This window comes from Ancylobacter sp. (assembly GCF_965229075.1).
Lineage (GTDB): Bacteria > Pseudomonadota > Alphaproteobacteria > Rhizobiales > Xanthobacteraceae > Ancylobacter.
Genome location: NZ_CBDDIO010000002.1, coordinates 56,528 through 70,027, shown reverse-complemented (window position 1 = coordinate 70,027; position 13,500 = coordinate 56,528). Strand labels below are relative to the sequence as shown.

General features: G+C 65.4%; 14 protein-coding genes. 9 read left to right on the top strand and 5 right to left on the bottom strand.

Translation table 11 applies throughout. The features are described 5' to 3' along the window. Positions 1-20: 20 nt before the first annotated feature. Positions 21-485, bottom strand: coding sequence for a hypothetical protein (locus ACO07Z_RS06450; RefSeq protein WP_421697945.1), 465 nt, complete (start codon positions 483-485; stop codon positions 21-23). Positions 486-947: 462 nt separating this feature from the next. Here ACO07Z_RS06450 and ACO07Z_RS06445 point away from each other — a divergent pair, with 462 nt between their 5' ends. Continuing rightward, on the top strand, positions 948-1,112 hold the full coding sequence (locus ACO07Z_RS06445; RefSeq protein ID WP_307019496.1) for a hypothetical protein: 165 nt from the start codon (positions 948-950) through the stop codon (positions 1,110-1,112). A gap of 23 nt (positions 1,113-1,135) precedes the next feature. Here the strand turns inward: ACO07Z_RS06445 and ACO07Z_RS06440 are convergent, their stop codons facing one another. Further along, complete coding sequence (locus ACO07Z_RS06440; RefSeq protein WP_421697944.1) at positions 1,136-1,891, bottom strand: alpha/beta fold hydrolase; 756 nt, start codon at positions 1,889-1,891, stop codon at positions 1,136-1,138. A gap of 319 nt (positions 1,892-2,210) precedes the next feature. Between ACO07Z_RS06440 and ACO07Z_RS06435 the strand changes: the two genes are divergently transcribed. Genes ACO07Z_RS06435 through ACO07Z_RS06425 form a run of 3 tightly spaced genes read left to right on the top strand, consistent with a single transcriptional unit; the run spans position 2,211 to position 5,313 of the window. Then, the gene (locus tag ACO07Z_RS06435) at positions 2,211-3,188 is read left to right on the top strand and encodes an HlyD family secretion protein (protein WP_421697943.1); all 978 of its coding nucleotides are present in this window, start codon (positions 2,211-2,213) and stop codon (positions 3,186-3,188) included. Then, positions 3,185-4,162, top strand: a complete 978-nt coding sequence (locus ACO07Z_RS06430; protein WP_421697942.1) for an ABC transporter ATP-binding protein — start codon at positions 3,185-3,187, stop codon at positions 4,160-4,162. Before ACO07Z_RS06435 ends, ACO07Z_RS06430 begins: the two co-directional genes overlap by 4 nt. Positions 4,163-4,188: 26 nt before the next feature. Beyond that, positions 4,189-5,313: an ABC transporter permease gene (locus ACO07Z_RS06425; RefSeq protein WP_421697941.1), complete on the top strand. Its 1,125-nt coding sequence runs from the start codon at positions 4,189-4,191 to the stop codon at positions 5,311-5,313. Between the two features lie 15 nt (positions 5,314-5,328). Here ACO07Z_RS06425 and ACO07Z_RS06420 read toward each other — a convergent pair whose 3' ends face one another. After that, entirely contained in the window at positions 5,329-5,823 is a 495-nt protein-coding gene (locus tag ACO07Z_RS06420) for a lasso peptide biosynthesis B2 protein (protein ID WP_421697940.1), read from the bottom strand. A 161-nt stretch (positions 5,824-5,984) separates the two neighbouring features. Beyond that, positions 5,985-6,674, bottom strand: a complete 690-nt coding sequence (locus ACO07Z_RS06415; protein ID WP_421697939.1) for a FadR/GntR family transcriptional regulator — start codon at positions 6,672-6,674, stop codon at positions 5,985-5,987. 183 nt (positions 6,675-6,857) lie between these two features. On the opposite strand from ACO07Z_RS06415, the gene ACO07Z_RS06410 reads away from it, so the two are divergent. Genes ACO07Z_RS06410 through ACO07Z_RS06390 form a run of 5 tightly spaced genes read left to right on the top strand, consistent with a single transcriptional unit; the run spans position 6,858 to position 10,980 of the window. Continuing rightward, positions 6,858-7,862 (top strand): ABC transporter substrate-binding protein, encoded by a 1,005-nt coding sequence (locus ACO07Z_RS06410; protein ID WP_421697938.1) that lies wholly within the window; start codon positions 6,858-6,860, stop codon positions 7,860-7,862. Positions 7,863-7,872: 10 nt separating this feature from the next. Then, the gene (locus ACO07Z_RS06405) at positions 7,873-8,703 is read left to right on the top strand and encodes an ABC transporter permease (RefSeq protein ID WP_421697937.1); all 831 of its coding nucleotides are present in this window, start codon (positions 7,873-7,875) and stop codon (positions 8,701-8,703) included. 2 nt (positions 8,704-8,705) lie between these two features. Next, entirely contained in the window at positions 8,706-9,512 is an 807-nt protein-coding gene (locus ACO07Z_RS06400; protein WP_307019643.1) for an ABC transporter ATP-binding protein, read from the top strand. An 11-nt stretch (positions 9,513-9,523) separates the two neighbouring features. After that, positions 9,524-10,276, top strand: a complete 753-nt coding sequence (locus ACO07Z_RS06395) for an ABC transporter permease (RefSeq protein ID WP_421697936.1) — start codon at positions 9,524-9,526, stop codon at positions 10,274-10,276. Further along, entirely contained in the window at positions 10,276-10,980 is a 705-nt protein-coding gene (locus tag ACO07Z_RS06390; RefSeq protein WP_421697935.1) for a fumarylacetoacetate hydrolase family protein, read from the top strand. The genes ACO07Z_RS06395 and ACO07Z_RS06390 overlap by 1 nt, the downstream gene beginning before the upstream one ends. A 136-nt stretch (positions 10,981-11,116) precedes the next feature. On the opposite strand, the gene ACO07Z_RS06385 is transcribed toward ACO07Z_RS06390, so the two are convergent. Next, positions 11,117-13,192, bottom strand: a complete 2,076-nt coding sequence (locus tag ACO07Z_RS06385; protein ID WP_421697934.1) for a DEAD/DEAH box helicase — start codon at positions 13,190-13,192, stop codon at positions 11,117-11,119. Between the last annotated feature and the right edge of the window lie 308 nt (positions 13,193-13,500).

Sequence of the window (13,500 nt, the reverse complement as noted above, 5' to 3'; positions counted from 1 at the left end):
CCGAGGTCAGCGTTTCAGGCTCAGGGGCTGACGGGAATGACGATGACGCTGCTGCCGCCGTTGTCGATGCTGGAGAGCGCCGCGGCAATGCCGCCGGTGGCCGCCAGCATGCCGCCAATACCAAGGCCCGGGTTCCCGCCCGAATTGGTCAGGCCGAAGCCGCAGCCCGGAGCGCGCAGGGTTTCGGTGGTGGAGCTGGGAATGGTGATCGTCCGATTGTCGCCGAAATCGACGACGGCATTGCCCTGGCCGCGCACGGAGACCTTGTCGCCCGTCTTCAGCGACGTGCCGATCACGCCCGGCGTAAAGCCGTTGCCCTTGTCGACCAGAACCGAGCCGGCTGCCGACGCCAACCGGCCGGCGGTCTGGCATCCATCCTGGGCGGCGGCGGTACCGACCGCGCCGAACGAAAGAGCAGCCACAGCCGCCATCGAGAACACAATTCGCATCAGAGCCCCTTGAGTTTCGAGGACATAGAGTGCCACCGCCAAACCCTAGCACCTCATAACACAGATCGCTCTGTAGGAAACTACCGTTGGGAAAGGGGGACGAATAAGAAGAGGGTCTTTCCCTCTTTCGTAGGTTGCAGATCGCGCGTGTTCGCGTAACGCGATATAATTCGTCTTTTCTTACAATGCCTTACACGTCGACGCGCGCGCTGTGCCTGTAGGGCAACAGTGCTTCTATTTTGACCCGCGCGGGCTTGGCGTTCGGCTTTCGCGACGAATCGCGCTGCTCTCTTCAGGCGTCCTCTCGCGTGCATGGGGCTGGCGGCGGTCTCGGATCGTTCCCCGCCGCGAAAAGAAGACGAGCCCTGAATGCGCTCAAAATGAAGGGCTGGATTTTGGCTGGCGCCCCAGCCTATAGCCAAGGAGAACTGGCTTGAATGGGGGCGCGAAATGGCGGGCGAGGAGTTGCGGACGATTCTGTGTCGGCTGGAGACCGGAATGGTGCTCACCGTGCCGGACAGCTGGATCGACAAGACGATCCCCGGCTCGCATGTCACCCGCGCCCGCCTCGTCGCCGAAATCGCCCGGCAGTATTTCTGTACGCATTATCAGGATTTCGGCTCGCAGCGCTTCGAGAAGCAGGAAGTCGCGTTTACGGGGTGATCCCAAGGGAGCGTGCCGACCCGTCACGGAGCCGGCTGCGCTTCCGACGTCATCGACGGCCGAGCCGGCCGCTCCTTGAAAAGCGTGCGCTCCAGCACGGCATTGAAGGCAGCAGGCGTCTCGATCATCGGGCAGTGCCCGGCGTCTGTGATGGTGTGCAGATGCAGGAAGGGATTGGTCAGCGCCAATTTCCGCCAGGGGTCGATGGGCGTCACCCGGTCGTGCAGACCCCAGATCAGGTGAGTATCCACCGCCACCCCGCCGATGAACTCGCGTACGTCGATCTTCTGCAGCGACCGCAGGATGGAGATGCCCATCATAAAGCACTGCCGATTCGCGATCGCGCGAAAAGTGGTCTCGACCATCTGCGGGTCGACGCGTGAAGGGTCGTGGAAGAGTTCACGGGATATTTTATGAGCATAATCCAGCGACAGGATCTGGCTGACGCCGAGGCCGAGCGTCACGTTCTCTCCCGCTCCGGGGCAGCCGCTGACAAAGGCTTGTCTTACATTGAACGCCGGGTCGCTGGCCAAGGCTAGCCCGATGTAACCGCCCATCGAGTTTCCGAATACCACTATTTCCTGCGAACGGTATTGATGTAGGGCGTCTTTGACGAAGCTTATGAGGCTAGGGACTGTATTGTTGTTCTTTTCGAATTTGACGAAAGGGTCGTCGAATACGATAGGCTCGTACCCGTTTTCTCTCATTATTTCGATTTGGGCGGACCAGATCCACGAACCCGCAAACAGACCCGGCAGAAAAACCGCAACTGATGGCATCCTTCGCCCCCCGGCGATGCATAAGAAGCAACTACAAAGCATTTCCCGGGCCAATTCCCGTAAACCTGTCCTTCATTAAACCGCAAGAATGCGAGTCGATCAGTGATTTTTTTTGGTCGGATCGGGATGGCGGAGGCCTAAGCGCGACGGTACCTCTGGATATCCGAAAGGGAAAATGATCGTATGAAGAAGCTTCTAACCTCGGCGCGTCCGCGCAAGATTTTGCCGCCCGGATACTTTCCGGAGGCTGCCGGTCGGGTGGGGGAACGCCGGACTGACCGCGAGACGGGATCTCGCGGGCCTCGCCACTGGGGGTAGAATGACGTTGCCTTTCCGCCTGCCCACCAATGTCGTCGTCCTCATTCTCACCCTCATCCTGTTTTCACTCGCGGCCCTCTTCGTCGTCTCCCGGCCCGGCGGGTATCAGGGCTATGCGGAGGCCGATTTCATCTTTGTCGGGCCGGACGAGGCGGGCCGCATCGTCGAGCTGAACGTGGATGAAGGCGACGTGGTGGCCACGGGAATGCCTCTTTTCGCCGTCGATGCGGACATTCAACAGGCGAATGTGAAGGCGGCGGAAGCGAGCCTTGGGCAGGCGCTTTCCCAGCTGGCCAACATCAAGGCGTCGAGCCAGCGGCCCGAGGAAGTGGCCGTGCTGGAGGCGGGGGAGAGGCGGGCCGCCGCGGCGCTCGAACTGTCTCGCCTTGAACTGGAGCGCCAGAAGGACCTGCAGTCCAAGCAGGTTTCGTCCAAGGCGGCGTTGGACACGGCGCAGCAGACCTTCAACCAGAACGAGGCGTCGCTGGACGAAGTGCGCCGCCGGATCGAGGCGGCGAAGCTCGCCGGCCGCGACGAGGAAATCGCTGCCGCCGAGAAAGCGGTGGATTCGGCCCGCGCCGCCCTGGCAGTGGCGCAGGTGCGGCTGGACCGGCGACGCATGTCCGCGCCCGTGAGCGGCACGTTGGAGACGGTGTATTTTCGTGCGGGCGAACTGGTGCCGGCCGGGCGTCCCGTGGTGGCGATCCTGCCGCCCGATCTGATCAAGGTTCGGTTCTTCGTGCCGGAACCGGCCCTTCCGCAGTTCCGCATGGGCCGCGCGGTGACGGTGAGTTGCGATGGTTGTGCGGAGCCGATCGACGCCACGGTCAGCTACATCGCCAGCAGCGCCGAATACACGCCGCCGGTGATCTACAGTCTCGATGAGCGCTCCAAGCTGGTGTTCATGCTGGAAGCCAAGCCGCGGGACCCTTCCAAGCTGCGCCCCGGGCAGCCGGTCACGGTCGAGATCGCGCCATGAGCGCGCGCGCGGATAGGGCGCCGGCGGCCGTGCCCCTGGCCGCGCAGGGCGAGGACGACTACGCCATCGACGTGCAGGGCCTCAGCAAGAGCTTTGGTGGCCACCGCGTCGTCCGCGATCTCTCCATGCGCGTCAGGCGCGGCCAGATCTATGGCTTTCTCGGCCCCAACGGTTCCGGCAAGACCACCACGATCCGCATGCTCTGCGGGCTGCTGACCCCGGATGAGGGGCGGGGCACCTGCCTCGGCATGGACATCCTCACCGAAGGCCGCCGAATCCGTCGCCATGTCGGCTACATGACGCAGAGATTCAGTCTCTATGCGGATCTCTCCGTGCGGGAGAACCTTGAATTCGTCGCCCGAATCTATGGCGTGCCCGATGCGGCGACGGCGGCGGAAGAGGCCATCGCCTCGCTCGGACTGAGAGGGCGCGAGCGGCAACTGGCCGGGAACCTCTCCGGCGGCTGGAAGCAGCGTCTCGCCCTCGGGGCGTGCATCCTGCCCCGGCCCCAATTACTCTTGCTGGACGAGCCGACCGCCGGCGTCGATCCCAAGGCCCGGCGCGAGTTCTGGGCGCAGATTCACGATCTGGCGGCGGAAGGTGTCACGGTGCTCGTCTCCACCCATTACATGGACGAGGCCGAGCGCTGCCACGAGATCGCTTATATCGCCTATGGCGAGTTGCTCGCCCAAGGCACGGTGGAGGAAGTCGTCGCCGGCTCGGCCCTCCATATGTGGCGTGTCACCGGTCCCGATCCTGCGGCGCTGGCGCGCGAATTGATGGCGGTGCCGGGTTTCGAATTGGTCGCCCCCTTCGGCACGAGCGTGCATGTGGGCGGGCGCGACCGGGAGGCGCTGGAGCGCGCCATCGCCGGTCTCCGTGGCCGGGATGATCTCGTCTGGCGTGCCGACAGCCCCAGCCTTGAGGACGTGTTCATCGACCTGATCAACCGTTCGAAGGACAAGGTCCGGTGAGAGGCGCGGCGGGTTCCCTGCGCCGCATGGGCGCAATGATGCGCAAGGAATTCATCCAGCTGCTGCGCGATCGCGTCTCCTTCGCCGCGATGGTGTCGATCCCTCTCCTGCAGCTGATTTTGTTCGGCTACGCCATCAACACCACCCCGCGGCATTTGCCGACCGCCGTGCTCGCCTATGACCAGTCGGCGCTGACCCGCGCCATCCTCGCCGCGATCGAGAACACGCAGTATTTCGCCATCACCCACCATCCCTTGAACGAGGCGGAGGCCGAGCATTTGCTGCGCTCGGGGCAGGTGCTGTTCGTGGTGGAAATTCCCGCCGGCTTCGAGCGCGCGGTGCGGCGTGGAGAGAGCCCGGCGCTGCTCGTCTCGGCTGACGCGACCGATCCTGTCGCCTCGACAAGCGCACTCGCGGCGCTGGGGCGTCTGGTGGAAACCTCGGTCCGCCGCGAGCGCTTCAAGCTTGACGACGCCCCCGAGGGCAGCGGGCTGGAAGCCGCTCCGCCACCCTTCGAGTTCCGCACCCATCCCCGCTACAACCCCGCCGCCGTCACCCAGCTGAACATCGTTCCGGGCCTGCTCGGCACCATCCTCACCATGACCATGCTCATTTTCACCGCGCTTTCCGTGACGCGGGAGGTGGAGCGTGGCACCATGGAGACGCTGCTCGCGATGCCCATCCGGCCGGTGGAGATCATGGTGGGCAAGATCGCGTCCTATGTCATGGTCGGGGCGCTGCAGGCGGCGATGATCCTTGGCGCGGCGGTGGTGCTGTTCCAGGTGCCGGTCATGGGCAATCTCGTCCTCCTCACCGTCCTGACCGGCCTGTTCATCCTCACCAACCTGGCGATTGGTTACACCTTCTCCACCCTGGCGCAGAACCAGCTGCAAGCGGTGCAGATGACCTTCATGTATTTCCTGCCCAACATCCTGCTGTCCGGTTTCATGTTTCCCTTCGCCGGCATGCCGACATGGGCGCAGTGGATCGCCGAGGCGCTGCCGCTGACCCACTATCTGCGCATCGTGCGGGGCATTCTGCTGAAGGGGGCGACCTCATTCGATCTGGCGCACAGCATTCTCGGGCTGAGCGTGATCATGATCGTGGCGATGGTGATTGCCGTCACGCGCTTCCGGCAGACGCTGGACTGAGCGGTTGCGTGGCGGTTAGTGCGCGTGGCCGCCGCTGAGAGTGTCGCCCGCCCGCTCCGGTGGAGGGAAGGTGGCGACCAGCGTGAACTGGTCGGCATTCTCGGTGCCGATCACGTCGAGGGCGCCCGCGCGCACCCATAAATGCGCCGACAGCCGGCCGTCCCTGTCTTTCGCGACGCCATAATGCAGTGTCGTCGCCACGCCGCGCCGCCGCAGCAGCACCCGCGCCGTGAGGCCCTGCTCAAGGCACATCGCCCGGAACGGCACACGCCGCGCCACGGCACGGACGGCCCAGCGGGTGCGGCCGATGATCTGCGCCTGTGGATCGCCGGCAGTCAGTGTCGCCGGTCGTGTGGCCGCAAGGCGAACCACATGGCGGAAGGGCAGGGTGACAAGCGCCAGCCGGGCGAGGCTGATCACGAGCAGCGCTTCCGCCAGCAGCGCGCGGTCACGCCAACGCAGACGCCGCCAGCGGGCGGCAAGCGTCGCTGGCCGGCGTGCGCCGCTCACGGGATGATGTTCCGCCGGCAGAGGGAGGCGGTAGTCCGTCTCGCACTTTCGCGGTTCCACACGATCGGGTGCCTTGATGCCCTTGGCCGTCGGCCCGGCGCCGACAGCACATCCAACGTCGAAGTCGGAACTTTCTCAAGCCCGCCGCAACGGTTCGGCCCTCACTGCCGGTCGAGAAGCTTGCGCTCCACGGTCTGCAGATGCGCGCGCATGCAGGCGGCGGCGGCGGCGATGTCACGCTGCTCGATGGCGTCGACGATCGCCTCATGCTCGGCGAAGCTGTGATGGTCGGGCAGGGGCTTTACCGGCTCGGTGCGCAGCCGGCCCCACGTCACCGCGCGGCGTACGGCGTTCAGCGTGTCGAACAGGCCGAGAAGCAAGGTGTTCTGCGACGCTTCGGCAATGGTGCGGTGCAGGCGCGTGTCCCAGGCCTCATATTGGCGCCAGGTCTCCGCCTGACGCGAGCGCGTCAGGCACATGCGCATTTCCGCGATGTCTTCCGGGGTCGCGGTGAAGGCGGCGGCGCGGCAGATCTCCGGTTCCATCACAATGCGCGCCCGCATCACTTCGGCCGGATTGCTGCGCCGCGCCAGGGCCGCGATGTCGGCGAAGGTGTCCAGCGGCCGGCTTCCCATGAAGGTGCCCTTGCCGACATGGCGCCAGAGCTGCCCTTCCGCCTCCAGCACGTCCAGCGCCTTGCGCAGCTCGGTCCGCGAGACTCCCAGCGCGGTCGACAACTCGCGCTCGGGCGGCAGGCGGCCATCGTCCGGCAGCTCGATCTGGGCGAGATAGGCGCGCAGTTGCGTGACGATACCTTTTTCGAGGTGGGTGTCAGCGGCAGGGTTAAGCATGGGAGTCCGGATCAACCAAATTGCGAATTGGTTCATTCTATGGCGCCATCAAGTCGTGTGGTCAAGCCGATCCGGCCTTGACCCGTCCCATCAGCCAATATAAACCAAAATGAAATTGGTATCCGACCTCGCGGGTCGGGCAAGTGGCGGATTGAACCGCTCGGCTCTCATGGGAGACTGAAAATGCTCAAGGAAATCACCAGAAAACTGCGCGATCTTTCCGGCGTGGCGGTCGCGGTCGGTATCGGCCTTGCGCTGTCCGCGCCCTCGCAGGCTGAGGCGAAGGTTCGCGTCGCCTATGGCGACATTGCCTCGGTCGAGAACCTGCACCTGCTCGCCGCCTTCGAGCTCGCCAAGGAGCGCGGCGTCGACATCGAGATGACCTATCTGAAGTCCGAGGACATCGCCGCCCAGGCGGTGGTGAGCGGGCAGGCGGATATCGGCGTCGGCGGTCCCTATGCGCTGATGCAGAAGGTGAAGGTGCCGGTGCGCATCTTCCTTCAGCTCTCCACCCTGCGCTTCTATCCGGCTGTCAACGCCGAGTTCTACAAGACCTGGAAGGATCTCAACGGCCAGGAAGTCGCCGTGCATTCGCGCGGTTCCGGCACCGAGGCCATCATGAAGCTGATGGAGGAGAAGCAGGGCATCAAGTTCTCCAAGATCAGCTACATCCCCGGCTCCGAAGTGCGCACCGGCGCGCTTCTGCAGGGCAACGTGAAGGCGACGATCGTGGATTCGGCCGGCCGTCGGCTGCTGCAGGAAAAGGCCCCGGGCAAGTTCATCATCCTGCCGCTCGACGGCATCAACGCCACCGACGAGGCGCTGTTCGCGCGCCAGGACTTCCTCGACAAGAACCCCAAGGACGTGGACATCATCGTCGAGTCGGTGCTGACCATCTGGCGCGAAGTGACCAAGAACCCGGCGGTCGTCGCCGAGTGGCGTGCCAAGTACAAGCTGCTGCCGGATCTCCCGGCCGATCAGGTGGCGGAGATCACCCCCTATTTCACCGAGCTTGCCGAGGGTAAGGCGTTCCCGCTCAATGGCGGCGGCGAGGCGGCGGCCAAGGACGATTTCGCCTTCTACACGCTCTCCGGCCAGCTTCAGGGCGACCCCAAGACCCTGAAGGTCGAGGATTTCTGGGCGCTCGAACCGCTGAATCGCGCGCTCGCCAAGGTCGGCACGAACTGAGGCCGGCGGGATGACCTATCCGGTCCAGGCGAACGGCTCCTCGCGAGCCGTTCCCCCCTCCGAAGCTTCCTTCTTCTGGAGGAAGCTCTCGGAGCACCGCACCGCTCTCTGGCGCCTGGCGTCGGTCGGGCTGTTCTTCCTCATCTGGGAAATCGCCGGGCGTATCCCGATCAGCTTCGCCTTCCCGACCTTTCTTGAGACGCTGAGTGCCTTCGTGACGATGACGCTCGACGGCTCCTTCGTTGCGGCCTACGCCGAGACGTTGCAGCCCCTGGTGATCGGCATTGCCGTCTCCGCCGTCATCGGCATCGGGCTCGGCATCGTCATGGGCCTGTCGCGCTTCGCGGAATGGCTGGTGGCGCCGGTGTTCATCGTGCTTCAGGCCGCGCCGATGGCGGCGCTGATCCCGCTGATCACCTTCGTCTACGGTATCGGCCTGGTGTCGAAGACGCTGGCGGTGATCATGCTCGCTTTGCCGGTGATCGTGCTCAATGGCTACAAGGCGGTGCGCAACGCCAATCCCTCGCTGGTCGCCATGTGCTACTCGTTCCAGGGCAATCTGTGGCAGCGCATCACCAAGATCATCATCCCCGATGCCAGCCCGGTGATCTTCGCCGGCCTACGCCTCGGCCTTGCCGCCGGCTTTATCGGCGTGATCCTGGCGGAGCTTCTCATCACCCCGACGGGGATCGGCGACCTCATCACCTATCACCGCTCGGTGGCCAATTATGCCGAGATGTATGCGGCGGTGGTCTCCATCATCCTTGTGTCCACCCTGACGCTCGCCGCGCTTGAGGCTTTCGAGCTTCGCGTGCTGCGTCCCGAGAAGAAGAGGTCCTGACCATGCGCAACATCACCGCCCAGGCGGCGAGCGCTGCCTCCCGTCCCGCCGGTTCGGATGTCGCGGTCGAGGTGCGCGGCGTCTGCAAGATGTACAATGAGGTGGAGGCCCTGCGCGGCATCGATCTCGACTTTCCCTCGGGCAAGCTGACGACGCTGCTCGGGCCGTCGGGCTGCGGCAAGACCACGCTGCTCAAGATCATCGCCGGCCTGATCCCCGCCACCTCGGGCGAGATCCGCGTGAACGGCAAGACCGTCACCGGCCCTGGCCCGGAACGTGCCTTCGTGTTCCAGGACTTCGCGCTGATGCCGTGGGCCACGGTGATGCGCAACGTCGCCTTCGGCCTTGAACTCAAGGGCATGGGCAAGGATGAGCGCCAGGCGATTGCCGCCAAGTACATCGCCGAAGTGGGGCTGGCGGGGTTCGAGAACAAATACCCGCACGAACTCTCCGGTGGCATGCGCCAGCGGGTCGGCCTTGCCCGCGCCTTCGCGGTGAATGCCGATGTGCTGCTGCTCGACGAACCGTTCTCGGCGGTGGACGAACAGAACCGCCGCAAGTTCCAGGAGGATCTGCTGGAGCTGGTGGAGAAGGAGAAGAAGACCTTCATCTTCGTCACCCACTCGATTGAAGAGGCGGTCTATTGCTCGGACCGCATCGTCATTCTCTCGCGGCGCCCCGGCCGGATCGCGCAGATCATTGAGCCGGAGATCGACCGTTCCGCAACGCCGGACGCCATCCGCCGTGACCAGGGCTACCTCGATACGGTCGAGGAAATCTGGCAGGGCCTGAAGCGCTACGTCGACTAGGGGAGGGCGCGATGACCGTGTTTGGATTTCGCGTGCCGATGATGGCGTCGCTGCTGGTGTGGTGCGTCATCTGGGAGATCGTCGGGCGTTCCGGCGCGATGTTCCTCATTCCCCCGCTTTCCGACGTGCTGGTGGCCGCCGTGGCGCTGGTGCAGACCGGAACCTGGCAGGCGGCGGCGCTCACCACGCTGAACAGCTTCCTGCTCGGCATGTTCTTCGCCATCGTCGTCGGCATTGCCATCGGCGTGCTGATGGGGCGTTCGGCCACGGCCGACAACCTTCTGGGGATCTGGGTCAATATCTTCGTCTCCGCCCCGCTCTCCGCGCTGGTGCCGGTGCTGATGATCCTGTTCGGCATGGGCGAGACCACTGTGGTGGTGACGGTGTTCCTCTTCGCGGTGTGGATCATCGTGCTCGACACCCGCGCTGGCATTCAGAGCGTGCCCAATTCGCTGCTGGAAATGGGCCGCAGCTACGGCGCCTCCCGCTTCGCGCTCTACAGCAAGATCATCCTGCTGGCGGCGCTGCCGGAAATCCTCGCCGGCATCCGCCTCGGCGTGGTGCGCGGCGTCAAGGGCGTGGTCATCGGCCAGCTGCTGGTGGCGATCATCGGCTATGGCGAATTGTTCGAGCTCTACTCGCGCAATTTCGACATGGAGAATTTCTGGGCCCTCACCATCATCCTCTTCGCGGCGGCGATGGGATTGTCGGCCCTGATCGAAAGCATTGAAAAACGCGTCGACTATTACGCAGGAGTACGCTGATGAACGCGCCTATCGACACCTCCACCTATGTGATTACGCCTCCTGGCATTCCGACGCTGCCCGTCGAAGGCTCGGACAAGCTGTTCCCGATCCACCGCATCTACTGCGTCGGCCGTAACTACGCCGAGCACGCGATCGAGATGGGGCATGATCCCAACAAGGAGCCGCCCTTCTTCTTCCAGAAGAACCCCGACAACGTCATCACCGACGGCACCTTCCCCTATCCCGACAAGTCCAGCGATGTGCATTACGAGCTGGAAATGCTGGTCGCCATCGGCAAGGGCGGGGTGAACATCCCGGTCGAATCCGCCCTCGATCACGTCTGGGGCTATGGCGTCGGCCTCGACATGACCCGCCGCGACCTTCAGGGCGAAGCCAAGAAGCTCGGCCGTCCGTGGGAAGTGGGCAAGGCTTTTGAAGCCTCCGCCCCGTGCTCGGCGCTGGTGCCGGCCTCCGCCATCGGCCATCCCGCCGCCGGCAAGGTGTGGCTCAACGTCAACGGCACCCAGCGCCAGGTCGGCGACCTCAACCAGATGATCTGGAAGGTGCCGGAGATGATCTCCTACCTCTCCGGCCTGTTCGAACTGCAGCCCGGCGATGTCATCATGTCCGGTACCCCGGCGGGTGTCGGCGCGATTGTGCGCGGCGATGTGATGGAAGGCGGCGTCGACGGCGTCGGCACGCTGACCGTCAAGGTCGTCTGAACCGCTTCAGGCCAGCACCCGATGCTGAGCATCGGGTGCTGCCGACGCGCGGATGAACGGGACGCAGCGCCATCGCTGCGTCCCGTTTTCGTTTGCCCTTCTCGCGTGCGGGACCGAACCCGAAGCCCGTTGCCGGTCAGGGCCGGCGCGGCGGCTTGCTCTTGCCGGGCTTGGTATAGGGTTTCCTGCCCTCGGTGCCCTTGTCGAAGCGCGGCTTGCCTTCGGGCTTCTTGCTGTCAAAACGGCCCGGCTTTTTGCCTTCGAAGGTTTTCGGCCGCTCGGGCCGCGTGGAACGCTCCTTGTCGGCGTCCGCCAGCGGGTTCCATTCGCGCTTTTCCGCCCCGCCCTTGCGATGAGCGGTTTTGGCGCGCTCGGGCCTGTCGCCCGTGATCGCCTCACGCCGCGTCCGGCCATCGACTGCTGCTTCGTGCGACCGCTCATGGCGCGCCGCCGGCGCGCGTGCGGGCTTCTCATAGACAGGCGCCTCATAAGCAGGCTTGTCCCGCTCCGGTCGCGCGCGCTCGGGACGTTCACGTTCGGGACGTTCACGCTCGGGACGGTCCGTCCGCTCGCGCATCGGCCGCTCGCGCGGCGTGCGGACGAAGCGACCTTCCGGAGGGCCACCGGGCAGAGGCTCGATCACCACGTCGCCGCCCTCGATGCGGCGCGCCGCCTTGGCGAAACGGTCGGCAGCGGCAAGGCTCACCTCGAACGCGGTTTCCTCGTCGAGGATGCGGATGACGCCGATGTCCTTGCGGGTCACATTGCCGCGCCGGCAGATCAGCGGCAGCAGCCATTTCGGATCGGCATTGCTGCGGCGACCGACATTGAGCCGGAACCACGCGCTGCCGCCACCCGAGGGGCCACCGAACTCGCGGTCGGCCACACGGTCGCGCACGGCACGCGGCTCGCCGGGATCGGCCACTTCCTCCGGGGCCGGCAGGCCGGCGCGATAGAGCCGCACCAGAGCGGCGGCCAGATGCTCGGGCGTATGGGCGGCGAGCAAAGTGCGCCCGGCGGCGAGGTCTTCCTCGTTCGGCTCTTCCGTGAGCAGCGCATCGCCCAGCATGCGCTCATGGTCGAGCGCACGGATTTCTTCCGCCGTCGGCGGCGCGGACCAGACCGGCGCGATACCGAGCCCGCGCATCAGCTCCTCGGTCCGCCGGCGCCGGAAGGGCGGCACCAGCAGCACGCTCACGCCCTTGCGCCCCGCGCGACCCGTGCGCCCGCTGCGATGCTGCAGACTTTCCGCATCATTGGGCAGTTCGGCATGGACGACGAGACCGAGATTGGGCAGGTCGATGCCGCGCGCGGCCACATCCGTGGCGACGCAGACCCGCGCCCGCCCGTCACGCAGCGCCTGAAGCGCATGGTTGCGCTCGTTCTGGCTCAATTCCCCGGAGAGCGCGACGGCGGAGAATTGCCGCTCCTGCAACATGGCATGCAGCCGCCGCACCGCCTCGCGCGTGTTGCAGAACACGATGGCGGAGGGCGTGTCGTAGAAGCGCAGCACATTGACCACGGCGTGGTCGATCTCGGTCGGCGCCACACGGATGGTGCGGTATTCGATATCGGCGTGCCCACCTTCGGCGCTCGCCACCTCGATGCGCAGCGCGTCATTCTGGTAGCGCTTGGCCAGCGTGGTGATGCCGCGCGGCATGGTGGCTGAGAACAGCAGGCTGCGCCGTTCCGGCGGGGTGGCGTCGAGAATGAATTCGAGGTCCTCGCGGAAGCCGAGATCGAGCATCTCGTCGGCCTCGTCGAGCACCGCGACCTTTAGCGCGGAGAGATCAAGCCGGCCGCGCTCCAGATGGTCGCGCAGCCGCCCCGGCGTGCCGACGACGATGTGCGCGCCCTGGTTCAGCAGGCGCTGTTCCTGCCGAGGGTCCATGCCACCGACACAGGAGACGATGCGGGCGCCGGTCGCGGCATAGAGCCAGCCGAATTCCCGCTGCACCTGAAGCGCCAGTTCACGCGTCGGCGCCACCACCAGTGCCAGCGGCGCTGCGGCGGGGGCAAAATGCTCCTCGGGGCCAAGCAGCGTTTCGGCCATGGCGAGCCCATAGGCGACGGTCTTGCCCGATCCGGTCTGCGCCGACACCAACAGGTCGCGGGTCGCCGCCTCCGGCGCAAGCACGGCGCGCTGAACGGGCGTTGCGCTGGTGTATTCCCGCTCGGCAAGCGCACGGGCGAGCGCCGGGTTGGTCGTCATGAATGTCACGGCAGGTCCGCCTATATCGCAGGTCGTCGGGCGCACAGGCGCCATCCGAGAAGATCTCTGGGCTTCTCCTTAATCGTGCCGGCGTCACCGCGCTACTGCCACCAGCGCATTCCGGGGTCCAGCCGGGCGCGGAGCCCCGACCGCGCAGCGGTGTCACCCGCTGGCATCCCCAAAGGGGGAGCCGCACATTCCGGACAGGCCATCCCTGCGGCAGCGCCGGGGCGTCGGATTGCGCGCACCAGGGGCCGCTAAAAAATGCTGTAATATGGCACCTCTTTCCGCCGTTCGCGTTCGATTGT

What these genes read in the sequence shown, in the direction of transcription:
- ACO07Z_RS06445 (WP_307019496.1), top strand. Translation starts at nt 948, where the DNA reads ATGGTGCTCACCGTGCCGGACAGCTGGATCGACAAGACGATCCCCGGC.
- ACO07Z_RS06440 (WP_421697944.1), bottom strand. Translation starts at nt 1,891, where the DNA reads ATGCCATCAGTTGCGGTTTTTCTGCCGGGTCTGTTTGCGGGTTCGTGG.
- ACO07Z_RS06435 (WP_421697943.1), top strand. Translation starts at nt 2,211, where the DNA reads ATGACGTTGCCTTTCCGCCTGCCCACCAATGTCGTCGTCCTCATTCTC.
- ACO07Z_RS06430 (WP_421697942.1), top strand. Translation starts at nt 3,185, where the DNA reads ATGAGCGCGCGCGCGGATAGGGCGCCGGCGGCCGTGCCCCTGGCCGCG.
- ACO07Z_RS06425 (WP_421697941.1), top strand. Translation starts at nt 4,189, where the DNA reads ATGGGCGCAATGATGCGCAAGGAATTCATCCAGCTGCTGCGCGATCGC.
- ACO07Z_RS06415 (WP_421697939.1), bottom strand. Translation starts at nt 6,674, where the DNA reads ATGCTTAACCCTGCCGCTGACACCCACCTCGAAAAAGGTATCGTCACG.
- ACO07Z_RS06410 (WP_421697938.1), top strand. Translation starts at nt 6,858, where the DNA reads ATGCTCAAGGAAATCACCAGAAAACTGCGCGATCTTTCCGGCGTGGCG.
- ACO07Z_RS06405 (WP_421697937.1), top strand. Translation starts at nt 7,873, where the DNA reads ATGACCTATCCGGTCCAGGCGAACGGCTCCTCGCGAGCCGTTCCCCCC.
- ACO07Z_RS06400 (WP_307019643.1), top strand. Translation starts at nt 8,706, where the DNA reads ATGCGCAACATCACCGCCCAGGCGGCGAGCGCTGCCTCCCGTCCCGCC.
- ACO07Z_RS06395 (WP_421697936.1), top strand. Translation starts at nt 9,524, where the DNA reads ATGACCGTGTTTGGATTTCGCGTGCCGATGATGGCGTCGCTGCTGGTG.
- ACO07Z_RS06390 (WP_421697935.1), top strand. Translation starts at nt 10,276, where the DNA reads ATGAACGCGCCTATCGACACCTCCACCTATGTGATTACGCCTCCTGGC.
- ACO07Z_RS06385 (WP_421697934.1), bottom strand. Translation starts at nt 13,192, where the DNA reads ATGACGACCAACCCGGCGCTCGCCCGTGCGCTTGCCGAGCGGGAATAC.